This window comes from Amygdalobacter indicium, from assembly GCF_029101545.1.
GTDB lineage: Bacteria > Bacillota > Clostridia > Saccharofermentanales > Fastidiosipilaceae > Amygdalobacter > Amygdalobacter indicium.
The window spans coordinates 1,436,426-1,461,357 of sequence record NZ_CP118866.1; the positions used below are offsets into that span (position 1 = coordinate 1,436,426).

The window sequence follows — 24,932 nt, forward strand, 5'->3', positions numbered from 1 at the left end:
CCTTCTTACACCCGAACATAACGTTTCACAGAAACGGCACTGCCGACGGCCCCGATTAACACGCCGAAAAGCAGGCATATCAAGGCTGCCGGCCAAAAAGCCGCGCCTATCTGTACTAAGGCATAATACGAATTTACATCTACACCGTTCATCAGTTTATGATACACCCCGGTATAGATAAAATACACAAATATGCTGCTGATAAAAGATCCCAGGCAGCCGACAATCGCCCCTTCAAAAACATAAGGGATTCTGATATAAAGGTTGGTGGCACCGATATACTTCATAATCTGAATTTCTTCCCGCCGAGCCAGAACTGAAACACGTACCATGTTGGAAATAATAAACATAGCAATCAAAGCCAGCGCGACAAAAGCGACAATGAAGGCGATATTCACACTTCTCTGAGCTTTGGCGAAGAAATTAAGCAGTTCGCCGGCATAGCGCACATCCCGCACACCTTGTTGCGAGCTGATTTCTACCCGAAAATTATCCAACAACGACGGATCTTTAAGTTTGACGCTGAAACTGTAAGGCAGTCTGTCGGCTTTCAAACGATCCAGAGCTCCGGCTTTGTCACCCAAAGTTTTCTTGAAAATTTCCAAATTCTGGGAAGGAGAACGCATCTGCGAACTTTGAACGTTCGGAGAATTTTGCAAACGTTGCTGAATGCCCTGCAGCTCCGCCTCCGTGATGTCGTAGTCGGCATAAATCTCGACTGTCGGCTGTTGACCGGCGCGATAAAGGATTTGCGTTATATTCATGGAAAATATCGTAAATATGCCTAAAATCAAGAGCATCAGCGCCACGGTCGTGATGGAAGCGATGGTGACCAACGGATGGCGGATACTGTTCTTGATACTCTCCTTAAATAAATTTCCTACTGTGTTAATCCTCATAATCCTACCTATTCAAATACAACTGAACCGGCTACAAGGCTGCTACCGGTCTAATTATGCTTGCACAAGCTGCGATTAAAGTCAAATAAACGCAAAGACTGCAAGCTGATTTTGTGCAAAAAGTAAAAGAGCGCTCCGGCTGTTTCAGAAGCGTCTTTTGCCCCAACGCTCGATTCTTTCGGCACTGAGGTTACTGGGTGAATTTTCGGCTTTGGCTGCAGCTTCCGCCTGTTCTTCATATTTTACTTCATCTTTGTACAAAGTTTGTTTCACTGATTGCAACCAGTTACGGTGTTCCGCCGGCGTTTCTTTACCGGCCTCATTCGCCTGCCGGCGATATGTTTCTTCTTCGAATTCCGTACGTTGAGTCCAAGTTGCCGGAACATTCTGCGCCGTTTGTTCGACCCGGTTGAAAGGTTTCAGGGACGGGACTGCAATTTCCGGTCTTCTTAAACCGGCGCTCTCCTGCTGTTTTTCGTCCGTGCCGTTATTAGTCGGCTTAAAAGTTATTTCAGGTTCGCTCATAATTCCGGCTGCCGAATTTGCTGATTTCAGAGTTTCGGTAGCGGCTGTTGCGCCAGCAGGCTGCGAGCTTGCAGTATCAATCCGATTGATATGCAAACGCTCCGGCTTGTTTTCCGACACTGTCGCTTCTGGGGCCGATGCCGGCTGTTTATGGACAGAATCTGTCGCTTGCAGGGCCGGTGTTGCCGCTTGTGCCAGCGATGTTGACGGCACGTTGTTGAAGCGGGCGGCAGAATTTTCCGTTGCGGCAGCAGGCGACTGCAAGTCTACGGTACTTTCTGAAGTTACAGTGCTTGCCGCGTCGTCGCTCGAAATTGCAGCTCTTGCGGCAAACGGGCGGACAGGTGCAGAAGCAGCTGCCGTTTGCTGTTCAGCGTTCAAATTGCTCGTCATAGACTGCTTATTAGTCGGCGTCTCTACCGGCGCCGGCGGCTGTAAGTTCGGCGTTGCAGTCAAGCCGTCAGGCAGCGTATATTGGCCGTCCTGCTGTTCATAAAAGCCGCCGTTGGCATCGTCACGAATCTTCATACCGTCATTAATTAAAATAACCCGTTTCTTCATCCGATTGACCAACTCTTTATCGTGCGAACAGACAAGAACGGTCGTCCCGTTTTTGTTGATCTCCGCCAACAAAGCCATAATACTTTCAGAGTTGGCCGGATCCAAGTTACCTGTAGGCTCATCCGCCAGAATCATCATCGGCTTGTTAACCATCGCCCGAGCGATAGCCACGCGTTGCTGTTCGCCGCCGGACAACTCGTAAGGATAGGCATTTTGCCGATTGCGCAAACCGACAATCGACAGAACCATCGGCACCTGGTGCAAAATAGCCCTTTTACCGGCCCCGACAATTTCCATAGCATAACTGACATTTTCAAAAACGGTTTTGGACGGGATCAAACGGAAGTCCTGGAAAACCATGCCGATATTCCGGCGTAAATAAGGAATTTGTTTTTTCTTAATCGTATTTAAGCTGAAACCGTTAACTATAATCTCACCTTTCAGCGGTCGCTCTTCACAAGTTAAAAGCTTAATAATGGTTGATTTACCGGAACCGCTGGAACCGATTATAAAAACGAACTCGCCGCGTTCAACTTTGAAGCTGACATTTTTCAGTGCTAAATCTTCACTTAATTGATAAGCCATACTGACGTGATCAAATTCTATCATGCTTACCTCCTGTATTAATACTCGAATCTCAAAGTATATTGTGGCACAAACGGCCGGCGCTAATTGGACAAAAACGCAACATTTAAAAGACATTTTGCATTTCTCTAATTTTAGACCGTAAAATGCCGCTTGGCAAAAAAAGCCCGTCAAGTCGTTGACGGGCGGACATGAGAATGGAGTTTTCCCACGAATATTATGACATTGTAACTTTTTATTCCCGATTCAAATCTTCCGGCGTCGTGAAACTTTGGCGCTCCTGATATTCCAAATACAGGCGTACCATACTGGCCAGCTTGAACAGAACGGCGTCGTCAAATTTCCGCAAATCCAAGCGGGTGAGTTTCTGCACTTTATCCAGACGATAAACTAAAGTATTGCGATGGACGAAAAGCTGCCTTGAAGTTTCGGAACCGTTCAGGTTGTTTTCAAAGAATTTGTCAATTGTCAGCAAAGTTTCGTTATCTAACTGAAAATAGGAGTTGTCCGGAAAAACCTCATCCAGAAACATCTTGCACAGAGTCGGCGATAACTGGTAAATCAAGCGTCCCAAACCTAATTGCTCGTACTTCATAATATCGCTTTCGGGCGAAAATATCCGACCGATAACCAAAGCCAAAGTTGCTTCCCGATAGGACTTGGCCACATCTTTCAAAGTCTCAATCACCAAGCCGACACCGATATGGAAAGTTGTCATTAATTCACTTTTCAAAGTACCGAGGACGCTCTCAGCCACAGAATCGCTGGTCACGTTGACGGAAAAGTTGCCGTCCTGATCCCGCTGCAGATCTTTTAAGAGGACAATATTCTCCTGATCGAGGGGTAAAATGAAATCCTGTTGGCGGTTGGGGAACATATTGCGCAAAATATCGACGACACTTTGGCAATCATTCTCTTTGACACAAATTAAAAAGGCGCAGCGCTTCGTCGCATAGGCAATCTTATAATCACGAGCTTTGAGCGGGATATCTCCCGGCAATTCATTTTCCAAAAGAATATTTTTCAAAAAGGAATTAAAATCAGCTTCATGCACTTCATCTTCCAACTCCGCCAATAACCAACGATTAATCAAGCTGACATAGGTATGGGCCTGATTATCCGTACCGTCGATGACTATGGCAAACTTAGGCTGACCGTTAATATAAAGCTTAATCATTGTTGTTTCATCCTGGACGGCGATTTTGTCGGCGCTGGCGAAAAACACGGCCACATTGGGATACACTCTGCCTACTTCACCGTCGTTGGTCGCGGCGATAACTTTACCGTCAGGACTGACTACGGCTACAGTGCGATCCAGTATAACCTGCATCTCGTGCATACATCTCTCCAGTACATCTAATTCCATATTAAGTACTTCCTTTGTTCTTCGCTTATCATTACTCTGTCTATTTTAACAAAAATCCATATAATATTAAACCTTTTTCCGCTCATTTTGCCGAAAAAATGACCCGCAGCGTCATTTTTTCACGGCAGTTGCGGGTCATAAAGAACAATATTTACAAATTTTACTTATGAAATAATCGTTTTTTCCGTCTCTTTGTCAAAGAGAACAATGCGATCGGTACTTACAACCAATTCAATTTGGTCGTTAACTTTGGTCGCTGAAGTGGTCGGATCGACGCGAGCCACCAAATTCTCGTTATCAACGGAAACATACAAGTAAGTCTCGGCGCCCAAGCGTTCCAGCACGTCAACATTGGCTTGGAAAGTTGCGTGTGTTTCACGACCTTTGGCTACTTCTTCCTGCGCATCGCTGATTGTTTCAGGACGTAAACCCAAAATAATGTTTTTGCCGATATAAGCTCGAACGGTGTTATTGTCATACTTGGCGCTCGGTAAAGCTAAGCGGGTACCGGCGAAAGAAACGTAGAGTTTGCCGTTCTCTTCTGTCAAAGTGGAGTCGACAAAGTTCATCGGCGGCATACCGATAAAGCCGGCAACGAAAGTATTGACCGGATGTTGGTAAATCTTGGTAGGATCGTCAACTTGTTGGACGACGCCGTCTTTCATAACGACGATTCTTGTACCCATGGTCATAGCTTCCGTCTGGTCGTGAGTGACGTAAATAATAGTTGTAGCCAGACGTTGATGCAACTTAGTAATTTCAACACGCATCTGAACACGCAATTTAGCATCCAAGTTGGACAACGGCTCATCCATCAGGAAGACTTTCGGATTACGGACAATAGCACGACCTAAAGCGACACGTTGACGTTGACCGCCGGACAAAGCCTTGGGCTTACGTTCCAACAGGTGGCTGATTTCCAAAATCTTGGCTGCTTCTTCAACGCGACGTTTAATCTCATCTTTAGGAATCTTACGCAATTTCAAACCGAAAGCCATGTTGTCGAAAACGGTCATATGCGGATACAGGGCATAGTTTTGGAAAACCATAGCAATATCGCGATCTTTGGGCGGTACATCGTTAACCAATTTGTCACCGATATAAATCTCGCCTTCAGTAATATCTTCCAAACCGGCAACCATACGCAATGTAGTCGATTTACCGCAACCTGACGGACCGACCAAAATAATAAATTCTTTGTCTTCAATCTCCAAGTTAAAATCGGAAACCGCTACGAAACCGCCTTCATAGCGTTTATACACATTCTTCAATGAAACTTTTGCCATATCTGCCTCCAAGCATGCATGTATGTTTTTCTAATAAAAGTCTACCTGAACTAAGGGAATTAAACAATTAATGAAAGTAACAAAAAAATCGGCTTTTTTTTGTGTAATAAGGTGCTTTTAGCGAAATTACAACATGAAATTCCCGAATTTTTATGCAATCAGGCTAATAAAATCGCCATTTTCCCAAGTTATTATTGCATGCATTTATCAATTTGCTGCTTAATTTTATCATTTTTTTCTTAATTTCAGTTATCCGTCTCCGGGGAATTTCAGCTTCGGGACAAGCTGCGCGCCAAAAATGCCGGCTGCACAGAAAATTACACCTACGGTCCGGCCTGTATTTGTTGACCGTTACGCAGATAAATCCGCGGAACTCTTGCCGTAATACTGCACGTAACTTCCAAATCGAAAGAATCGGCCATTGCAGCCATTTCCCAGGCCGTCATCTCCCCCCGGCTACCGTCTCCCAAAAGTTCTGCCGGCTGTAATTCGCTCAAATCCCGCTGTAAATAAACGGCATATGTCTCCGGCAGCTCCACCATGCAATAATCCATACAGATTCGGCCGCGAATCGGCGCCTTTTCGCCCTGCGGCAAAATCACATAAGCTTTGGAACTTAAATTGCGCCGATAACCGTCAGCATAACCGACAGCCAACACCCCGATCAGAACTTCCCGTTCGCTTTGCCACAAACCGCCATAGCTGACAGGAGTATGCGGCGGTAAGCGAAATATCCGGGCAAACTTGGCATACCAGGAAGCAATAGGCTGCACCAAGCTTAATGTCGGCGTCAGGCAATTAGCCGGCGGCAGACCATAAAGCAAAGAACCGGGTCTGATCATATCGAAGCGACAGGCAGGATAGCGCAGAGCTCCGGCACTTTGAGCCAAGTGACAAAGAGGAATTTTATACCCCATAGCCGCCAAAACTTCCTTAAAAGCCGAAAACAGCAATCTCTGTCTCTCAGTTCTTAAAGCCGCTTCTTCTCCGACACAATCGGCAAATGCCAAGTGGGAGAACATCCCGTTGCAACGTAACTCCGGGGCTTGCAAAACTTCTAAAATCGTCGTCCAGGAAGCAGCTGCATTTTCCGCTTCCGCCGGCGTTAAAGACGCCAACAAAAATCCCTGTTTCTGCAAAAGTTTGAAATTCGGGCAGGCATCCTGCTGCTCAGATGTTAAAGTCTGCGGCAAAGCACTTAGCAACAAGCGGCTGTCAAAGCCGATCCGGCTCATTCCCGTGTCAATTGCCAGATGAAATAAACCTTGCCGACCTGTAAGTTGAGCCGCTGCCTGCAACTTGCGCCCGGCGGCAGCCGAATACAATGATATGTTAATACCGGCAGCTACCAATTCGGGATAATGCAACTGCTCCGCCTCGGAAAAAAGTAAAATCGGGGCGGTAATGCCACCTTTTCTTAAAGTTAAAGCAGCTGACCCTGTAGCCACTGCCAAATAATCAGCTCCACCGGCCAAAAAAGCACGCGCACAAGGCAAAAGGCCGTGACCGTAAGCATCCGCCTTCACCACCGCCGCCAATTTGCTCTTACCGGCCAATTGTTTCAAAGCTGCGGCATTCTTCTCCGCCTGTGCCAAATCGACAACTAAAAAATTTCGATCTAAATTTTTATATATTTCCGGTGTTAATTTTGCCATAAACTTACTCCCGCTTTGTCTAAATATTATAACGCTTTCCCGGAAGCTTGGCGGCAGAAAAAAAGCCGAGATGAACACTCGGCTTGTAATCTTAATCGTAATCTTAATCGACTTTAGGGCTTGCGTATAACCGGAGTCGGAGTTTCGTCCGGTTGATTAATTCTGACAGGTTCCCGCTTTTTCTCAGGTTGCGGCTGAAGTTGCGGTTTATCATTTTCGCTCTGCGCATTATCTTCCGGTAATTCCAACTTCTTAATAACCGGGGTAGAACTGCCGGCGGGAGCGAAGAAGACTTGTGACGCATGCCAGACAATCTGTTTCAAACTATGTTTGAAGAAACTCGGACCTGTCTTGTAATAATTAACCGTGCAATAGTAAATAACGTCATGCGGTAAAACATAGCCGCCTGTAGGTCTGCCGGCCAATGCGGCATCGCAAATTCTTTTAACTTTCTCAGTCGGGGCATAGCGCTTATAGCTGCCGTTTTCATAACAGGTGAACTGATCCGGCGCTGTCAGTACCGCGCGCAAACTCTGATGCAAATAACGGGTACGGTTGACGATAATTTGAGCTACCAGTGAAATTGAAGTTTCATCGGTATAGCCCGTCTCCGCCATAACAATGTAGTACATCAACTGTGTATCGGTTAATTCTTGTGCGAAGTCATCATCAGTCACAGTCGAAGCAGCTGAATCGGTGGCTCTTTCGGCGTTTGCGGATTTAGGTGCTTGGGCGGCAGACTCGACCGGCAATTGACCGGTTGTCAAATGAATTGCCGCTTTAGGTAGAACCGTTTGCGGTAATTTACCTGTTGTTACTGCAAGCTTACCGGTAGCAGCAACACGCGTTACCTGTGCTTTCGGCTCACTTTTCGACACTGCAGCTTTTTTCTGCAAGTTACTGCCCTGTTCGCCTGTCTTCGAGCTCTTGGACGGAGTAATTGCAGCCGGAGCTTCTTTTACCTTGAGCACTTCTTCACTCTTATGTTCACTGTTCAACAAGGAAAGCAGCGCCCGTTCCTGTTCGGAGTCACTGCGGGTAACCGATTCCTTACCGTAATCGGCAAACAATTTATTCTCATCACTCAGCTTGCTCAGGCTCTCTTTAACTGTTGTACTTGCAACTGCAGTCGGCTGTACCTGCCCGGCATTCAAAGCATAAATCTCATCATCATGGCCTTTTTTAGCAATATTCGGCAAAATCAAAGCTACACTCAACAAAGCCGAAACGGTAACTGCCGCCACACTGCTGTAACTGACAAAATGACGTTGGCGGTTCTCTTCGTGTCTGGCCCGTAAGCGCTCTCTGACAACGCCGTTAGGCGCTGCATCGAAAATTGCTAAATGATCAAAGTTATTCTGTTTCACTATTCCTCCTGCCGGCCGCTAAAGCCTAAACTTAATCGGCGGCGATAACTTGTAATAAGAAAACAATCAGCTTTAGATTACAGGTTCATTACAAATTTAACATTGCTTTAATATAGGCATTCTACCAGTTCAACAAAATTTCTGCAAGTTTAATTGAAAATTATGCTGCAAATAGTGCATCTGCACTAAATTTACCTGCTTTTTTTGTTGATTATGTCAAAAAAATGCCGATTTTAAGCGCCTACAGCTTGATTTTTTCTTAATTCGGCCCTTAGGCGAGAAAGCGGAAAGCATAAAAGATAAATATTACGTTTGTAATACTACAGTAAAAAAAGACTGCCGGCCTGCAAGCAGCAGGAGCGACAGCCTTTTATCAACCCTTCAGACGGATTTCTCCGCCGACAATAAGGGCAGCAATTTCAAGGGCAAATTAACGATTGAAGGAAAAAGCTTCAATTCCCTTGTATGTAGCCTTTTCGCCCAAAGCTTCTTCAATGCGGAGCAATTGGTTGTACTTGGCAACACGGTCGGTACGGCAAGGAGCACCGGTCTTAATCTGGCCGGCATTCATAGCTACTACCAAGTCGGCAATCGTTACATCCTCAGTTTCACCGGAGCGGTGCGAAACAACACTTGTATAACCGTGTTGAGCTGCATCGTTCATTGTTTGCATTGTTTCGGTCAAAGTACCGATTTGGTTGAGCTTAATCAAAATTGAATTAGCAGCTTTCTTCTCAAAGCCTTTAGCCAAACGCTTAGGATTGGTAACGAACAGATCGTCGCCGACCAGTTGGACTTTCTTGCCCAATTTCTCGGTCATCAGCTTCCAACCTTCCCAATCTTCCTCAGCCAAGCCGTCTTCCAAGGAAATAATCGGATACTTCTCAATCAAGGAAGCAAACCAGTCGATCATTTCGGCGCTGGTCTTTACTTCGCCCGTCTTCCAGAAGAAATACTTGCCTTCATGACCGGCAGCTTTCGCATGATCATATAATTCCGTTGTTGCCGGATCCATAGCGATATGGAAATCTTTGCCCGGTTCAAAACCTGCAGCTGTGATAGCTTTTACCAGGTATTCCAAAGCAGCTTCATCATGTTCAAAGTTCGGAGCAAAGCCGCCTTCATCGCCGATAGCTGTGGAATAACCGTCTTTCTTCAACAAGCTCTTCAATGTGTGGTAAACTTCGGAACACCAACGCAAAGCTTCGGAGAAAGAATGAGCGCCTGTAGGCATGATCATGAACTCCTGCAAGTTGATGTTGTTATCGGCATGAGCACCGCCGTTGATAACGTTCATCATAGGTACAGGTAAAGTATGAGCATTCAGGCCGCCTAAATATACATACAGAGGTACATCCAAAGTTTCGGCAGCAGCCTTGGCGCAGGCCAGAGACACGCCGAGCATAGCGTTAGCACCTAATTTACCTTTGTTCTCGGTACCGTCCAACTCAATCATAGTTTGGTCGATAGCTAACTGATCAAAGACATCCATACCTACCAGAGCTTCCGCAATTACCGTGTTGACATTCTCAACCGCCTGCAAAACGCCCTTACCTTGATAACGAGTTTTGTCGCCGTCTCTTAATTCAACAGCCTCAAAAGCACCGGTGGAAGCGCCTGACGGTACAGCTGCACGACCTAAAGCGCCGTGTTCTGTCACAACATCAACTTCTACTGTCGGATTACCGCGAGAATCCATAATTTCACGAGCATGAATTTCAGTGATTAAACTTGAAAACATTTTATCAATACCTCCTAAAATCTACCGTAGCAAATTCACTTCTGATTATAACGGACTTGGAGAGAATAAAAAAGCTCAAAAAGCCTTTTTTTTGCAATTTTGCTAAAAATTAGTCATTAGCACTTATATGTATGATTATTTATCAGAATAATTTTGCAAATCCTGAACTAATTCCGGAATGAAGCGAGCTTTTACTTGACTGAAAATCTCCTGAAATTTTGTTTTATCCTTCTCAGCCGGAGTATAACTGTACTTTTTGCCTTTGTAAGTTACAGTTAAGCAGTCGTCGCTCAAGCTTACGGTAGCTGTTGCATTATCTACTATTACATAGCTGACAGCCGCTTGCTTATCGGCGTCCTTCCCCGTCAAGGTCTGCAAATTGAATTTGATTGCACTCAATTGCAGCATTTGCTGTTTGAAAGCCTGAAAGTCCTGTTTGCTTTTCTCATTAGTTTGTAAATTGTATTTTGAGTAACCGCCGGACAAGGTGATAACACCTTTGTCTTTGCGGATTTTGCAGGTAAGTGAACCGTCCATTTGCGGGACGATATTTTGCAGCAAGGTTTGCGGATTTTCCGCTTTCAGCTCGCCGTTATTCCCGCAAGCGCTCAAGAGGGAGCAAAACAGGATGCCGGCTAAGATGTAGTTCCATATTTTCAGCTTTTTTTCCATATTATTTTTGCCCTTTCCAATCTCTGTATTTCTTATCTCTGTATTTAATCAAAATTTTTCTTATGCTTTCTTCTTCGTCCGCCGGTAAAACGACGGTGCGAACATAATCATAGAGATTTTTCAATTTTGCTTGGCTTTCCGGCTTGATTTTATAGTGACGGAGCTGTGGTGCTTCTTCGACTGCAATTTCCGCTTTGTGGAAATAGAAATTGCGGGTGCCGAATTTCAGTTTGAAATACGTTAATCCTTTTTTCGTCTCTTTTGTTTCGGTAAAGTCGCTTTCTTTCAAGCTGCCGAACAATTTTTGCACCTGCTTAAATTCGTTCTCCGCTCCTGCCTGCGTCAATTCTTTTTCATATCCGACGCTGATAGGGCCATCTATTTCATAATAAACGCGCGTCTGCATGGCACGGACGGAATAATTAAAGAAATTAGTCCGCTGTCGTTGATAAAAGTACAAAGCAAACGCCAGAACAACTATTATTACTATTGAAAATAAATAATATTTTTTTCGCATCAGCATCTCTCCTTCACTCTCTTTGAGTTGTTTTTTTGCTATACTTTTATATTATATTTTTGATATTGTTTTGTCAACAGTTAATGTGTCAACCTGGATTGAGAGAACTCCAAGTATAGCTACACTTTTTTGAGTGTACACTATGGATATTGGGTGCACCTTTTAACGATAGGAAAATTATCGCAAAGGTATCATTTTATTTCTTAAATAATTCTGAATGTGTACCCAGCCTATATAACATCAAAACAAGAACTTCATTCTTAATTTCATAAACTAAAAGCCAATCCGGTTCAATATGACATTCTCTTGTTCCGCTATATTTTCCGGACAGACCGTGATCACAATATTTAGCTTCTAGCACACCACCGTCAGCTAAAACATCAATTACTTTTAAAAGACTATCCGTATTTTTATTTTGTTTCTTAGCTAATTTAAGGTCTTTTTTGAATTGATTCGTGAATTTTACTTCGTATTTCATAAATCAAGTGCCGCCTTAAGATCTTCCATATTTCGATAACCCTTTACACTAGGATCAGACGCAAGCCGTCTCCCTTCCTCAATGGCAGCAATCGTTGTATCATTCGGAACCTCTAATTTAAGAGAAAAAGGAATCCCGTTCTCACGAATCGTTGTTCGCAAAAATATATTTATCGCTGTCGTCATATTGAGCCCGAGTTCTGAAAAAATCTTATCAGCTTGTTCTTTAATTTCCTTGTCTGTTCTGATATTTAAATTCGTAGTAGCCATATACGATACCTTCCTTTTCTTTTATCATACACAAATATTAGTTTATATTCAACACCTTGTCATTACAATGCATACAATTTAGACTCTTTTATCCATTAAGCATGTATTATGCTGTAAAATTGATTGTTTCAAAAAAAGAGAGACCTAAACAAAAATCTTCAAATCAACAAAGCATATAGGAGGAATGCACCATAGCTAAAATCAATCCTTAGTCACACTCACTCATCGCTATAAGCACTTTTACGATAGCTACCGCCAAGCCTTGCTACACAAGTGCAAACTTGCACCCACCTAATCAGCCTTTGACATCAACACAACACTCTCCAATGTTCAAACCCGTACACCATAGAAAAATAAGAGTTTACAGCGCTTAGGCCGGGGCTGTGTTAGAATTAAGATTCAAATATGAGATAAAGCGAAGGATTTTATAAATGCGGATTTCTCCCGAAAAACTCTTGCCCCCGCTGCAAAAAATAGATTTAATTACCTGTGATATTGACGGCACATTGCTTAGTAACAAAGGTTTGGCTGATGAAAATTTGGATATTTTAGCTGATTTTATCCGGCGCCATAATATACCTTTTACTATAGCTTCCGGACGCAGCCTGGAAGGTTTAACCAAAGTCGCCCACCGGCTGCAGTTAGCCGATTACCCTTTAATCGGAGATAACGGCGCTGTCGTTTACAGCAATGTAACGGACGCGGAAATTTTATACGAGGAATTACTCTTTGCGCCGCAGACAGGAACGGCTGTTGCGCAGCTGACGGCTGCATACGGGTCGCATTTGGAGAACTTGATTTTACCGTATACTTTTCCGTCCAACATGAACACGCAGACGGGAGAAGCGGCTTTAGCGCCGCAGAAATATAGCGTTGATCTGCTTAAAGCTATCTACATTTATAAAGTATTACGTTTCGCTGCTGCAAATAATATTGCTTCTTCTTATGCTTCCTCGCATCGGGAACGGGCCTTTGCGCCCCACGCTTTATGGGAAGTGGAATATTTGACCGACGATTTGGCAACAACTTATGTTCCCTTGGATTTCGCAGCTTTCAGTCGTTTACCTGTTTACAAAATTTTCCTGCTGACGGATGAAAAGCACAGCGAACAGAAAGAGGTTTTCGACCAAATATCAGCCTGGCTGGCACCTTTGGCGCAGGAATTGAATATCATTCGCTACGGCTCGTACATGCTGGATATTATGCTGAAAAACGTTGATAAAAGTAAAGGCGTTATTTTCCTGCAGAAGCACAGCCCGTATCGTCATATTGCCGCTATCGGTGACGCTCTGAACGACTTGGGGATGCTGAAAGCTGCCGATATAAGCGGCTGTGTCGCCAATGCGCAAGCGGAATTGTTCGCTTGGACCGATTTTCATGCTTCCGGTTCTTATAATGCCGGCGTGCTGGAGTTTTTGAAATTTCTGCTGCGGGAAAATTATCTTTGAGCGGCGACAAAATCAGTTTGGAGCTGCGCTTGGAGCGGCGGGATGCGAAATTATTTAAGCGGTATCACGCCTTAGCCGAATATTTACAATAGTTAAGGTTATTCATGCTACACTTAAAGAAGAACGCTTGCTGTTACCGAGTTTTCGGTCGGTCAAGCGGAATGAGGAGGCAATATGGAACTCAAATTAAACAGTGCTAATTTTCAAAAAGAAGTAATGGATGTTAAAGACAAATTGGTTATGGTCGATTTCTGGGCAACTTGGTGCGGTCCGTGTCGGGCTTTAGGTCCGGTTGTCGAAGAGCTGGCGGAAGCTTACGCAGGTAAAGTTGTTGTCGGTAAGGTTAATGTAGATGAAGAACCGGAGTTGGCAGCACAATTCAAAGTCAGCAGCATTCCCAGCATCTTTTTCCTGAAGAACGGTGAAGTTGTCAAGCATTGTGTCGGTTTCCAGGAGTATGAAAACTGGGTACAGATTATTGACAGTCTGCTTTAATTTTTAGAAGCTGAAAAATTTTGAAACTCCGAATTTCGCTGACTTGCAGTTATCGTTTTCGGAGTTTCGACTTATAGTTGCGGCTGATGACAGGGAGGGCAATAGCGCGTGTGGCAATTAAACGAGATTACAAAGCAAAGTTTGCAACAACAAGCGCAGCAACGGCCGGCCGATATTTATAAGAGTATCGCCGGCAAGGTTCTGCTTTTAACCGGCAGTTTTGAGTATCCGGGAGCGGCGCTTCTGAGTTTGGCTGCAGCAAGGAAAAGCGGCGTCGGTTATGCCTGTTTGGATGTGGCGCGGGAGCTTATACCGGCTTTTGCCGCCCGTTATCCCGGAGCTTTGTATCAGCCGCGAATCAGTGCCGATTCTGCCGAGTTTTCCGACACTTTGTCGTCACTTTTATCTAATTATGATGCTGTCTTAATCGGTTGCGGCCGGGGGATCAATTCCACGACCGGGCAAGAGTTGAAGTTCCTGCTTACGCATGCGAATAACTTGATAATTGATGCTGATGCTTTGAGGCTTTTAGCTGAATTACAAGCTCAGGGGGAGCTTGCTCCGCTGCTTGCAACAAGGCAGAGGCTTAATTTGGCTACACCCGTCATTTTGCCGCATTATGGTGAGTTGAAAAGCTTATATCAGGTTCTTGCATCCGCCGGCTGCTCTCTAACTGCCGCCGATTATGCGCTTTTATCTCAAATTGAGGACGAAGCGGCACGTAGGCGTTTGACTGCGGCTTTACTTGTGCAAAAGGCATATCAGGTAAATATAGTTGTTAAGGGGGTTCCGACTTATTGTCTGGTCGATAATCAATGTTGGTGCAATACGGACGCCTGTAATGCTTTGGCTAAAGCCGGCAGCGGAGATGTTTTGGCCGGATTACTCGCCGGGCTTCTGGCGCAGGGATTTTCCGCCGCTGCTGCTATGTCGATAGCTGTTTATGTTCACTGCCGGACGGCAATCGTTCTCAGTGAGCGTTGTGCTTCTACCAGGACGGTGATGCCGGAAGATTTGCCCGCAGCTTTTGCCGCAGTTTTTGCAAGTATCGGCTTGGCCTGCTGATTATGGGCTTACTGCGCTTGAGCTTATGCGCCCGCGGTATCCTATTCTAAAGGCATTTTTCTGCAGCGACTATAGACCTGCCGCCCGGATTTGCGACATTGCGTTCCGGCGAATTTATTTTTTCATAAAAAAACTGAAGCGCTGATAAACCCCGTCACAATAATTATCCCAGATCAAGCCGCGCGTATTATCACCATAATCAAAATCTTGATAACGTTGCTCTGCCGCCAGTTGGTTGGAAAAAGCCATATTGCTCGACTTGAGGACATAATAGGTCTGATTTTTAATTTTAATTTTATATGCCGACGGCATAAAAGCCCAAGCGTATATACGATCTCTTTCCTCCTTAGTTCCGGAAACAGTGTATAGAGCATATGCCAATGAATTCGGCAATTCTTCCCGATAAGCAAAATGCTCCTGCATAAACAGCTTAATTTCTGCCGGCATATTAGGAGGTTGTTTAAGCATAAACAGCAGCTTGTTCCGTTTCGCCTGACCTTGAACAAAAACACCCAACTTGATCGGCGGCAACAAACATTCTTCAACCTCAATTGCTTCTCCGCGATAAAAAAACTTTCTAGTCTTCCTCTGCACTTGCTCCGCCAAAGCTGCTTGACTGAGTATTTTGCCATTTGCGCTGATGAATTCACTCTTGTACTCTTTTCCTCCGCCGGCAGTATCCAACATTAATTTGTCATTAAGATTTTTCTTAGTCAGCGGCTGACAAATTCTTTTATCGGGTTTAAGAATCGGTTGATTAAGATAGCTAAGTTGTATATAGGGCAGTTTCAGGTCTTCAGCGCTTGTCGTCACCGGCGTTAAAGTCGAACTCGGTTGGGATTTGACAGCCGGCCCGGAAGCTGTAAGCTTATTCGCATCATCGGTTCGCTGACAGCAACTGCCCGTAATAAGTACAAAGGCACATAGCAAAATAAGGTTTACAGCTTTACTTATATTCGACATAATAGCTATCTCCTTGTATTTCTGTTTGATTTTTATTTTATCATGAACTAATTATATGATGCAATAATATTGTATTAGTTAAGCGAGTGCCGACCTATGCTTATACTCGGAAAAGGTGCAAAATTGAAATAAAAAAGCGTACACGGTGTACCGACCCCCCAATCTTTGGATTTTGGTCTAACTTTTTGGGGTCGGTACAACCTGTACGCTCTTCTTTTGTAACTTAAATAATTCAACTTTTAACTGAACAAATCTTTAACCTTGCCGAAAAAGCCGTTTCGCTCACTGTAACTGTCATCATTGAGCAAATTATCGAAATTGCGCAAAGCCGTTTTCTGCTCTTCCGTCAAGTGGCGCGGAACTTCAATTTTAACCCGCGCATAATGATTACCGCGGGAATTGGCATTGTTAATATAAGAAATGCCCTTACCTTTCAGGCAAATTTGCTCGCCCGCCTGGGTGCCCGGCTTCACCGTATATTTTTCCTTGCCGTAAACTGTCGGAATTTCCACTTCCGCACCTAAAGCTGCCTGTGCATAAGTCAAAGGCAAATCGCAGTAAGTATCATAGCCGTCACGCCGGAAGAGAGGGTGCGGGCGGACGATAATTTCAACATACAAATCGCCGTTCGGGCCGCCGTTTTCACCGGCAGCGCCTTCGCCCCGTAAGACCAGGCGCTCATTGTCATTGATGCCGGCGGGGACTTTGACAGTTAATGTTTCATTACTCTCCATATGGCCCGACCCTTGGCAATTAGGACAGGGAGTTTCGATAATTTCACCTTGACCGTGACATGAAGGGCAGGGACTTTGGGTCATCATAATACCCATCGGCGTTCTTTGTTGCCGACTCAAAACGCCGCGGCCGCCGCAAGCCTGACATTTTACCGGCGAAGTACCGCTTTTAGCTCCTGTGCCCTGACAAAACGTACAATTAACCAGTCGACTCGGCTTGATTTTTTTCTCGGTACCTTTAACGGCCTCCATAAAATCAATCGCCAAGCGATAAACTAACGTACGACCTTTCTGCGGTCGTCTGACGTGAGCCCCGCCGCCGAAGCCCCCGAAACCACCGAAGCCGCCGAAGCTGTCGCCGAAACCGCCGGCGCCGCCGAAAAGCGAACTCAATATATCGCCGAAGTCAAAATCGTTGGCGGCATTGGCAAAGCCTTGGCCGTCAGCACCGGCAAAGCCATATTGGTCATATTGAGCCCGTTTATTACTATCGCTTAAGACAGCATAAGCCTCGTTAATCTCTTTGAATTTCTCTTCCGCCTGCTTATCGCCGGGATGTAAGTCAGGATGGTACTGTTTTGCCAGTTTACGATAAGCTCTTTTCAAATCGCTTTCCGACGCACCTTTTTCCACGCCCAAAACTTCATAATAATCTCTTTTAGCCACTATGTCTTTACCTCAAAATCTCGTAAAATTGCGAAAAACCGAGCAGGCAGGCTGCCTGCTGCGGCTTCTCACTTTTATTTGACAGCGAACTTCATCGACTCAATCAGTCTTTTTTGAAATCAGCTTCATAAGTTCCGCCGTTATTACCGTTTTGACCGCCGGCGTTGTTGCCCGGTTGCTGTCCTCCCTGTTGAGCCTGCTGTGCCTGTTGGGCTTGAGCTTGAGCGGCCATTTCTTTGTAAATGCGCTCTGTGCCCTTGAACATGGCCTGTTGTAATTCTTCCATTTTCTTCTTAATGTCGTCCAAATTATCCGTACCCTTAACTTCATCCAGGGCCTTCTTGGCTGTTTCAATACCGGTCTTTTCGTCGGCCGTCAGTTTATCGTCCATATCTTTCAAAGTCTTCTCGGCCATATAAGAAGCCTGTTCGGCGGAGTTATGCAACTCGGCCTTCTCTTTCTGCTTCTTATCCTGTTCGGCGAATTGTTCAGCTTCCTTCACAGCTTTATCAATTTCTTCCTTGCTCATGTTGGAAGAAGCTGTAACTGTGATATGCTGCTCTTTACCTGTGCCTTTATCCTGCGCGGAAACGTGGACGATACCGTTGGCATCAATATCGAATGTAACTTCAATTTGCGGAATGCCGCGAGGTGCGGGTGCGATGCCGTCCAAAACGAATGTTCCTAAAAGTTTGTTGTCCTGCGCCATGGTCCGTTCACCTTGCAGAACGCAAATTTCCACGGATGTCTGACCGTCGGCAGCAGTTGAGAAAATCTGGCTCTTCTTGGTCGGGATTGTTGTGTTACGTTCAATAATCTTGGTGTTAATATCACCCATTGTCTTAATACCCAAGGACAGGGAAGTAACATCCAGGAGCAACAAGCCTTTGACATCGCCGGTCAAAACTGCAGCCTGAATAGCAGCACCGATAGCGACGCACTCATCCGGGTTAATACCCTTAAACGGCTCTTTGCCGAAGAACTCTTTCACAGCTTCCTGGACTGCCGGAATACGGGTTGAACCGCCGACAAGTAAGACTTTGTGAATATCATTGTTGGTAACATTGGCATCCTTCATCGCCTGCCGTACCGGGTCCATGCACTTCTCTACCAAATCATGAGTCAATTCATTGAATTTGGCTCTGGTCAAAGTGATATCCAGGTGTTTGGCACCGGAAACATCAGCGGAAATATAAGGCAAATTAATGTTGCTGGAAGTCATGCCGGATAATTCAATCTTGGCTTTTTCAGCAGCGTCACGTAAGCGTTGTACGGCCATCTTATCCTGCGATAAGTCGATACCCTCGGCTTTCTTGAACTCTTCCATCAAATAGTCCATGATGCGCTTATCAAAGTCATCGCCGCCTAAACGGTTGTTACCGGCTGTCGACAGAACTTCAAAGACGCCGTCACCGATTTCCAAAATGGAGACATCGAAGGTACCGCCGCCCAAGTCGAAGACAACGATTTTTTGTTCTTCTTCTTTATCCAGACCGTAGGCCAAAGAAGCTGCCGTCGGCTCGTTAATAATTCTCAAGACCTCCAGACCGGCAATCTTACCGGCATCTTTGGTCGCCTGACGTTGGGCATCGGTGAAGTAAGCCGGCACGGTAATTACCGCCTGACTGACTTTTTCACCCAAATAAGCTTCAGCGTCGCTCTTTAATTTCTGCAAAATCATAGCGGAAATTTCCGGAGCTGTGTAACTTTTATCATCAATTTTTACTTTATAATCAGTACCCATTTCACGTTTGATCGATTGAATGGTTCTGTCGGGGTTGGTAACAGCCTGGCGTTTAGCTACCTGGCCGACCAAACGTTCGCCTGATTTGGTAAATGCAACCACGGACGGCGTTGTTCTGTTACCGTCAGGATTAGTAATAACAACAGGATCAGAGCCTTCCATAACGGCGACACATGAGTTTGTTGTACCTAAATCAATTCCTATTACCTTAGACATAATTACCTCCCGGCTGTTATCTCAGCCTCTTACGTTTTAATCTAATTATTCTTATTTAATTGATTGTTTATTTTATTTGTCGGTGCTGCCGGCTTCAGCTGTCGGCACCGGCTTCGTTGTCCGCAGCTTGCAGACAGCGGCATGATGGCGGCAAATCAGTTGGCCACTTTAACTACCGCCGGCCGTAAGACCCGCTCATGGAACTTGTAGCCCGGCTCAAACACTTCAATAACTTCATTCTCGCCGTACTGCTCGTCTTCTACATGCAAGACGGCGGCATGACAGTTAGGGTCGAAAGTTGCACCCAAAGCCTCTATTTCGCTGACTCCCAGTTTGTCCAATAATTTTTTGCCCTGTTGATAAAGCAGGTCGCTGCCTTTAGTTAAGCTGTCAACCAGTTCTTTGGCCTTATCTTCAAGGTTTTCGGCCGCCGCCAACTGTTGTTCGTGTGCATCTTTGGCCCGACTGAGATTGTCAATCAAAGGTAAAAGTTCCTTGCACAAGTCCTGCAGTGCATCGCCGTAAATTCTTTCTTTTTCGGCTGCAGTACGGTGTTTGTAATTTTCAAACTCGGCTTGGCTGCGTAAGCAGGCATCCTGCAATTTGCTGATATTGTCCTGCGCCTGCTGCAATTCCGCCCGTACAGCTTCAAGCTCGGCAGCTGCTGCAGCGGCAGCAGCATCGGCGGCTGTCTCTGCCGTCGGCTGCGCCTTTTTCTCTACCTTAGATTCAGCTTTAGATTCAGCTTTGACCTCATGTTGTTTTTTACTTTTTGCCTTGTTCAAAGTTTCACCTCTCACTCTTATTCTCTGTTTCTTCCGTTCCGGCAGCGTCCGAAGTTGCCGCCGGCATTTCCGCGTCATTCAAGATTTCGTTCAGCGTTTGGCTGATAAAATTAACTCGACTGACAACCTGTTCATAATTCATTCTTCGCGGTCCGATAACGTTAATTTTACCGACCTGCCGACCATGCAGACTGTACACACTGCTTACCAGACTGCAGTCGCTGAAATCGCTGTCGATAAGCTCCTGCCCGATTCTGATAGAATAATATGCCTGCTCGTTGGCCGGCACCGCCTCATTTTCCGGTAAAGTTCCGGCATTAATCACACCGCACAAAGCCTTGTTGTTCGACAAAACGTTAAAAACTTTGCCGGCTTTGGACGGGTCCTGAAATTCCGGATAACGTAACAGATTCGGCATGCCTTTGACGCAAGCTTCCGGATTATCCGCCTGTTTAATGGCCAACCAGGCTTCGTAAATCAACTGATCTGTTAAAGTTCCCGGTATTTCTACATTTTCCTTCGCCTGTTCGATAGTCAGTAAATCAATCTTGTTCAAAGGTTTCCGGCTCACTGAATTTTCAATTGCCGCCGCAATCGAGCGTAACTGTTCGGATGTGAAAATATCGCTGACACGCACCAAGCGATTGTGCACCAACCCCGCCTGTAAAACGACGATTATCATTATTCTTCCAGGTTCCGGGCTGAGCATCCTGATATGCTTGATGTAAGAGTTGTCCGTTTCCGGTGCCAACAGAACGCTGGCATAACCGGTCTGACCGGATAAATATTCCGCCGCGCTGCTCAGTAAATGATCAATATTGTCAAAAGCTCGAGTTAATTCGCTGCGTACCTGCATCTGCTCTTTCGCGCTCAGCGGCGTCGGTTCAATCAGCTCATCGACATACAGCCGATAGCCGACATCGGAAGGAATTCTGCCGGCGGAAGTATGGGGCTTTTCCAAATATCCCATTTCCTCCAGTTCCGCCATTTCGTTGCGGATAGTAGCGGCGCTGTAATGCAAATCATGGCGTTTAACCAACGATTTCGAACCTACAGGCATAGCGGTCAAAACATAATCGGCAACTACCGCCTTCAGGATCTCACGCTTGCGCTCGTCCAAAGGTAACAGAGATTGACTGTTTGTCTGTTTGTTCTCGTCCATGTAAATCTCCCGCCACCTTTCATCTGCGCTTAGCACTCTTATCTTCTGAGTGCTAAAGATATTGTAGCACCTTTCTTGTGAAAGTCAAATAAGGACAAAAAATATTTTCGCGGCGCAATTTCCGCCCTTTCTGTTTCTCCGCCTTGCGGCAATAAAAAACGGAAAGCAGCAAGCTTTCCGTTCTGAAAAATCGGCTGAAGTTATGCTCAAACGAGAATTTGCAGACTGCCGCCGGTAATTAAAGTCCCGTCCTTGCGACTGAACAATTTAATTTCCCGCTCTTTGAAATTGATATACAATTTGCTGCCGATCGGATAGACAACGCCGCCGAAAAAGACTGCGGTCAAAAGATAATCGCCCAAACGCAATTTCATCGTTGTTTCCATACCGGTAGGCATGACGGAATATACTTCCGCTTCCAGCGTTCCCGCTTGTTTCTCGGTCGAAACGATGTTAACAGCTTCCGGGCGGATGCCGAGCACGTAATCGTCATCTGTGGCCGGCTTAGACTCTTTCAGCTCCGGTCCGACTGTAATTTTGGCTATTTGATAGCGGAAAAGTCGATCCCGGTTGGCTTTTTCCACATAGCCCCGTTGTTGCTGTCTGGCCTGCAATTCCGCCTTTTTATCAGCAATTATTTGTTGCCGTTGCTGCAAGTTGCGGGTGAAGTCAAAGTCTGCGTCATTCGGGGTAAAACACAGTTTGCAGTCCGTCAGCGCCGTCATTGTCAATTTACCGGCAGTTTCAGTACCGGCAGCTTCTACCAGATTGATGGAAGGATTACCGACAAAATCGGCAACAAAAATATTGGCCGGATGATTGTATATTCTCAAAGGCTCAGCATATTGCTGCAAGACACCGTTCTCCATTAAGCAAATTTTGTTCGCCAAAGTCATGGCTTCCATCTGGTCGTGGGTAACATAAATAATTGTCGATTCGGTTTCAAAATGCAGACGTTGTAATTCCGAGCGCATTTCCAGGCGCAATTTAGCATCCAAGTTGGATAAAGGTTCGTCCATGAACAGAACGGACGGCTTCGGCGCCAGTGTTCGGGCAATAGCGACACGTTGCTGTTGGCCGCCGGACAATTCATTGGGATAACGGTCCATAAACATGCCGATTTTAACAATTCGGGAAACGGCACGGACACGCAAGTCAATTTCTTCCTTCGTCAGCTTGCGCACCGTCTTTTTGACTTTACCCTGCTCGATAATTTCAAATTTTTCGTTCAGCTCCCGCCCGCTTAATTTGTACATAGCTTTTAATTTGTTGAGAATTTCCGCATATTCTGCGGCTAACCCTGCAGCCTTGGCACTTAAGTCCGCTTCTGTCTGCAAATTAAAACTGAGAATTTTCTTGGCATCATTGAGGCTGATTTCATAGAAATCAATCAGCATAATTTGTGCTTTTTTCTGATCCAATTTACCGTCTTTGTTGCGACTTTCCTGAAAAATCAGCTTGAGGTTATCCGGTTGGCTGAAAGCTTGGTGCAATTTGGCAGCTTGCCGATACTCGTGGTCAACTTCTTTAACCGCCTTCTTAATGTTGCTTAAACCGAAAGCAATGTTCTCATAAACTGTCATATTCGGCCAGAGGGCGTAGTTTTGGAAGAGGAAACCGACATTGCGCTTGTTCGCCGGTACGTTGATACCTTTTTCGCTGTCAAATACCGCTTCTCCGTCCAGCAGGATTCTGCCGGAAGTGGGAGTTTCCAGGCCGGCAATCATTCTCAAGGTTGTTGTTTTGCCGCAACCTGACGGACCCAACAAAGTTACAAATGAGCCGTCATCAATTTTCAGATTCAGATTATCCACTGCGTAGAATTTATCGAATCGCTTAACAATGTTCTCTAAAATAATTTCTGCCATAATTAATTTCCTCCAATACCTTTATCCAGGCTGGCTCCGGTCAATTTGTTGACCGCCATATTACAAATAATCACAAATACAATCAACATGAGGTTGATACCGGCTGAGAATGCGTATAAGCCCATTTCATCAAAGTAATCCAGTAAAAGTGTTAACAACTTGGTTTGAGCACACAGCATCATAAATAATGTCAATTCTCTGATACAGGTCATCAAAGGCAAGAGGTAACCGCTTAAAATGGCCGATTTTTGAATCGGGATGATAATTCTGGTCATCCGCTTGAACCAGGGAATATTGTGAATGATTGCCGATTCTTCAATTTCGCCGCTGATCTGCAGCATAGAGTTAAGTGAAGCTCTCGAAGCAAAGGGGATATATTTGATTGTACCGGCAATAATCAGCAGGATATAAGTGTTATATAAACCGGCTCTGGAACCGAAGACGAAGAAGGCCACGCCGACTGCCAATGACGGTAAAAGATACGGCAAAAAGGCAATGCTGTTCACATAGGCGGCGAAACGGCTGCGCCGATTTTTGCTGACGCAATAACCGACCAGCAGGCCGATTGTTCCGGCTAAGAAAGCGCAGGAAACTGCAACTAAAATCGTACCGAAGAAAGCGTACCAAATAGTCGAGTTGAACAATATACCCTTCTGACCGTACATGCTGCCGGCTGTTCCGGTGTTGTTCATCCACCATTTAACGGTTAAGTTGCTCGTATTCCACGTTCTGAAGAAGCTGTAATCGCCGGGGTTGGGCAAAAATGTTTCCAAAGCGAAGGAAATAACCGGGAAAATACTGGTAAAGAAGGTAAAGACTACTAAAAATACCGGTATGACATACTTGCCGATACCCAAATTAAATTTGGACGCCTGGCCGGATTTGCCGGTAACCGTGGTAAAGCTTTTGCGCCCGCCGGTAGCCAGCTGATTGAACAGCAGGATGGCAATGCCGAAAAGCATCATAATTACGGCCAAAGCACTCGCCTGACCGGCACGGTTGACGTTCAAATCGACATATTTAGTTGCCAAAGTCGTGAAATTCAAGTAATGCGGTACCGGATAACTGCCCATCGCACTGCTGAAAACCAACAGCACGGTCGATAATATCGCCGGTTGCACCATCGGCAAAGTAATTCGGAAAAAGATTTTATATTTAGGCGTATTCAAAATCGTTGCCGCTTCTTCCAGATTGGCATCCATGTTTCGGAAAATACCGCCTACAAGGATATAGGCAAAAGCTGCATAGTGAATTCCCAGAACCAAAGCTGTCGGGAATAAGCCCTGACACCACCATAAAGGCATCTTAATTCCGGTCAAAGCTGCCAACAGGCCGTCCGAACCGCCTGTCACAGCCTTACTGTAAAACATATTCTGCCAGACAACGGCCAAAGTCCATTGCGGCATAACATAAGGGAAAATAAAAATATTGCTGAGATACTTTTTCGCCTTCATGTCGGTACGGGTAATTAAGTAAGCGAAAACACCGCCGAAACAGATGGCAACCAGACACGCCAAAACGGAAAGCAGCACCGTATTTTGCAAAGGAATCCAGAAATTGCGGCGTGCCAGCCGACCGCTGATAATATCGATCCAGTTATACAGCGTGTACCCGGCTTGTCTCCCGCTGACTTGTGCATCAACTGAACCGGCATGAATCGAAATGGTGTCAAGCCAAATTGTGACCATGGGAAAAATGGTAGCAAATGACAGAACAATTCCTAAAAGTACTAATATCGCATTTTGCGGTTTTTTCAGATAATTACGCCAGTGATTAAAAGTAGAATTTGTCTGTAAGTTTATTGACATGCACTGTAACTCTTTCTAATAATATTTGAACTCGGCAAATACCGAGTTCAAATCATT

The 24,932-nt window shown here is 45.3% G+C and carries 21 protein-coding genes; 3 read left to right on the forward strand and 18 right to left on the reverse strand.

Features of this window, described 5'->3' with window-relative positions; translation table 11 throughout:
- Positions 1-5: 5 nt before the first annotated feature.
- The 11 genes from ftsX to PYS60_RS06200 all read right to left on the reverse strand — a co-directional run bounded on the left by ftsX (position 6) and on the right by PYS60_RS06200 (position 11,921).
- Positions 6-899, reverse strand: a complete 894-nt coding sequence (gene ftsX / locus PYS60_RS06150; RefSeq protein ID WP_315568507.1) for a permease-like cell division protein FtsX — start codon at positions 897-899, stop codon at positions 6-8.
- A gap of 144 nt (positions 900-1,043) precedes the next feature.
- Positions 1,044-2,594: a cell division ATP-binding protein FtsE gene (gene ftsE / locus PYS60_RS06155; protein WP_315568509.1), complete on the reverse strand. Its 1,551-nt coding sequence runs from the start codon at positions 2,592-2,594 to the stop codon at positions 1,044-1,046.
- Positions 2,595-2,805: 211 nt separating this feature from the next.
- The gene (locus PYS60_RS06160) at positions 2,806-3,936 is read right to left on the reverse strand and encodes a PucR family transcriptional regulator (protein WP_315568511.1); all 1,131 of its coding nucleotides are present in this window, start codon (positions 3,934-3,936) and stop codon (positions 2,806-2,808) included.
- Positions 3,937-4,100: 164 nt separating this feature from the next.
- Positions 4,101-5,222 (reverse strand): ABC transporter ATP-binding protein, encoded by a 1,122-nt coding sequence (locus tag PYS60_RS06165; RefSeq protein WP_315568513.1) that lies wholly within the window; start codon positions 5,220-5,222, stop codon positions 4,101-4,103.
- A 323-nt stretch (positions 5,223-5,545) separates the two neighbouring features.
- A complete protein-coding gene (locus PYS60_RS06170; protein ID WP_315568515.1) occupies positions 5,546-6,877 on the reverse strand; it encodes an alanine racemase in 1,332 nt (443 codons plus the stop codon).
- A 113-nt stretch (positions 6,878-6,990) separates the two neighbouring features.
- The gene (locus tag PYS60_RS06175) at positions 6,991-8,244 is read right to left on the reverse strand and encodes a cell wall hydrolase (RefSeq protein WP_315568516.1); all 1,254 of its coding nucleotides are present in this window, start codon (positions 8,242-8,244) and stop codon (positions 6,991-6,993) included.
- Positions 8,245-8,674: 430 nt separating this feature from the next.
- Positions 8,675-9,985 carry a phosphopyruvate hydratase gene (gene eno / locus PYS60_RS06180; protein WP_315568517.1) on the reverse strand — a complete coding sequence of 437 codons (1,311 nt, stop codon included), beginning with the start codon at positions 9,983-9,985 and terminating at the stop codon, positions 8,675-8,677.
- A 135-nt stretch (positions 9,986-10,120) separates the two neighbouring features.
- A complete protein-coding gene (locus PYS60_RS06185) occupies positions 10,121-10,657 on the reverse strand; it encodes a hypothetical protein (RefSeq protein ID WP_315568520.1) in 537 nt (178 codons plus the stop codon).
- 1 nt (position 10,658) lies between these two features.
- Positions 10,659-11,174: a hypothetical protein gene (locus tag PYS60_RS06190; protein WP_315568522.1), complete on the reverse strand. Its 516-nt coding sequence runs from the start codon at positions 11,172-11,174 to the stop codon at positions 10,659-10,661.
- 196 nt (positions 11,175-11,370) lie between these two features.
- Positions 11,371-11,652: a type II toxin-antitoxin system YafQ family toxin gene (locus tag PYS60_RS06195; RefSeq protein ID WP_315568524.1), complete on the reverse strand. Its 282-nt coding sequence runs from the start codon at positions 11,650-11,652 to the stop codon at positions 11,371-11,373.
- The gene (locus PYS60_RS06200; RefSeq protein WP_315568526.1) at positions 11,649-11,921 is read right to left on the reverse strand and encodes a type II toxin-antitoxin system RelB/DinJ family antitoxin; all 273 of its coding nucleotides are present in this window, start codon (positions 11,919-11,921) and stop codon (positions 11,649-11,651) included. The genes PYS60_RS06195 and PYS60_RS06200 overlap by 4 nt, the downstream gene beginning before the upstream one ends.
- 431 nt (positions 11,922-12,352) lie before the next feature.
- Here PYS60_RS06200 and PYS60_RS06205 point away from each other — a divergent pair, with 431 nt between their 5' ends.
- The 3 genes from PYS60_RS06205 to PYS60_RS06215 all read left to right on the forward strand — a co-directional run bounded on the left by PYS60_RS06205 (position 12,353) and on the right by PYS60_RS06215 (position 14,929).
- A complete protein-coding gene (locus PYS60_RS06205) occupies positions 12,353-13,369 on the forward strand; it encodes an HAD hydrolase family protein (protein ID WP_315568528.1) in 1,017 nt (338 codons plus the stop codon).
- Between the two features lie 174 nt (positions 13,370-13,543).
- On the forward strand, positions 13,544-13,864 hold the full coding sequence (gene trxA / locus PYS60_RS06210) for a thioredoxin (protein WP_315568529.1): 321 nt from the start codon (positions 13,544-13,546) through the stop codon (positions 13,862-13,864).
- Between the two features lie 108 nt (positions 13,865-13,972).
- Positions 13,973-14,929: an NAD(P)H-hydrate dehydratase gene (locus PYS60_RS06215; RefSeq protein WP_315568531.1), complete on the forward strand. Its 957-nt coding sequence runs from the start codon at positions 13,973-13,975 to the stop codon at positions 14,927-14,929.
- A 114-nt stretch (positions 14,930-15,043) separates the two neighbouring features.
- On the opposite strand, the gene PYS60_RS06220 is transcribed toward PYS60_RS06215, so the two are convergent.
- The 7 genes from PYS60_RS06220 to PYS60_RS06250 all read right to left on the reverse strand — a co-directional run bounded on the left by PYS60_RS06220 (position 15,044) and on the right by PYS60_RS06250 (position 24,875).
- Positions 15,044-15,892: a hypothetical protein gene (locus PYS60_RS06220; RefSeq protein ID WP_315568532.1), complete on the reverse strand. Its 849-nt coding sequence runs from the start codon at positions 15,890-15,892 to the stop codon at positions 15,044-15,046.
- 239 nt (positions 15,893-16,131) lie between these two features.
- The gene (gene dnaJ / locus PYS60_RS06225; protein ID WP_315568533.1) at positions 16,132-17,292 is read right to left on the reverse strand and encodes a molecular chaperone DnaJ; all 1,161 of its coding nucleotides are present in this window, start codon (positions 17,290-17,292) and stop codon (positions 16,132-16,134) included.
- Between the two features lie 103 nt (positions 17,293-17,395).
- A complete protein-coding gene (gene dnaK, locus PYS60_RS06230; protein WP_315568535.1) occupies positions 17,396-19,252 on the reverse strand; it encodes a molecular chaperone DnaK in 1,857 nt (618 codons plus the stop codon).
- A gap of 155 nt (positions 19,253-19,407) precedes the next feature.
- Positions 19,408-20,037 carry a nucleotide exchange factor GrpE gene (locus PYS60_RS06235; protein WP_315568536.1) on the reverse strand — a complete coding sequence of 210 codons (630 nt, stop codon included), beginning with the start codon at positions 20,035-20,037 and terminating at the stop codon, positions 19,408-19,410.
- 4 nt (positions 20,038-20,041) lie between these two features.
- Entirely contained in the window at positions 20,042-21,199 is a 1,158-nt protein-coding gene (hrcA, locus tag PYS60_RS06240; RefSeq protein ID WP_315568538.1) for a heat-inducible transcriptional repressor HrcA, read from the reverse strand.
- Positions 21,200-21,405: 206 nt separating this feature from the next.
- Complete coding sequence (locus PYS60_RS06245; RefSeq protein WP_315568539.1) at positions 21,406-23,067, reverse strand: ABC transporter ATP-binding protein; 1,662 nt, start codon at positions 23,065-23,067, stop codon at positions 21,406-21,408.
- Positions 23,068-23,069: 2 nt separating this feature from the next.
- On the reverse strand, positions 23,070-24,875 hold the full coding sequence (locus PYS60_RS06250) for an ABC transporter permease (RefSeq protein ID WP_315568541.1): 1,806 nt from the start codon (positions 24,873-24,875) through the stop codon (positions 23,070-23,072).
- Positions 24,876-24,932: the final 57 nt, after the last annotated feature.

Excerpts from the sequence above, each read along its gene's own strand:
- PYS60_RS06200 (WP_315568526.1), bottom strand. The coding sequence starts at position 11,921 with ATGGCTACTACGAATTTAAATATCAGAACAGACAAGGAAATTAAAGAA.
- PYS60_RS06160 (WP_315568511.1), bottom strand. The coding sequence starts at position 3,936 with ATGGAATTAGATGTACTGGAGAGATGTATGCACGAGATGCAGGTTATA.
- PYS60_RS06250 (WP_315568541.1), bottom strand. The coding sequence starts at position 24,875 with ATGTCAATAAACTTACAGACAAATTCTACTTTTAATCACTGGCGTAAT.
- ftsX (WP_315568507.1), bottom strand. The coding sequence starts at position 899 with ATGAGGATTAACACAGTAGGAAATTTATTTAAGGAGAGTATCAAGAAC.
- PYS60_RS06245 (WP_315568539.1), bottom strand. The coding sequence starts at position 23,067 with ATGGCAGAAATTATTTTAGAGAACATTGTTAAGCGATTCGATAAATTC.
- ftsE (WP_315568509.1), bottom strand. The coding sequence starts at position 2,594 with ATGATAGAATTTGATCACGTCAGTATGGCTTATCAATTAAGTGAAGAT.
- dnaK (WP_315568535.1), bottom strand. The coding sequence starts at position 19,252 with ATGTCTAAGGTAATAGGAATTGATTTAGGTACAACAAACTCATGTGTC.
- PYS60_RS06190 (WP_315568522.1), bottom strand. The coding sequence starts at position 11,174 with ATGCGAAAAAAATATTATTTATTTTCAATAGTAATAATAGTTGTTCTG.
- eno (WP_315568517.1), bottom strand. The coding sequence starts at position 9,985 with ATGTTTTCAAGTTTAATCACTGAAATTCATGCTCGTGAAATTATGGAT.
- hrcA (WP_315568538.1), bottom strand. The coding sequence starts at position 21,199 with ATGGACGAGAACAAACAGACAAACAGTCAATCTCTGTTACCTTTGGAC.
- PYS60_RS06220 (WP_315568532.1), bottom strand. The coding sequence starts at position 15,892 with ATGTCGAATATAAGTAAAGCTGTAAACCTTATTTTGCTATGTGCCTTT.
- trxA (WP_315568529.1), top strand. The coding sequence starts at position 13,544 with ATGGAACTCAAATTAAACAGTGCTAATTTTCAAAAAGAAGTAATGGAT.
- PYS60_RS06195 (WP_315568524.1), bottom strand. The coding sequence starts at position 11,652 with ATGAAATACGAAGTAAAATTCACGAATCAATTCAAAAAAGACCTTAAA.
- PYS60_RS06185 (WP_315568520.1), bottom strand. The coding sequence starts at position 10,657 with ATGGAAAAAAAGCTGAAAATATGGAACTACATCTTAGCCGGCATCCTG.
- PYS60_RS06205 (WP_315568528.1), top strand. The coding sequence starts at position 12,353 with ATGCGGATTTCTCCCGAAAAACTCTTGCCCCCGCTGCAAAAAATAGAT.
- PYS60_RS06165 (WP_315568513.1), bottom strand. The coding sequence starts at position 5,222 with ATGGCAAAAGTTTCATTGAAGAATGTGTATAAACGCTATGAAGGCGGT.
- PYS60_RS06170 (WP_315568515.1), bottom strand. The coding sequence starts at position 6,877 with ATGGCAAAATTAACACCGGAAATATATAAAAATTTAGATCGAAATTTT.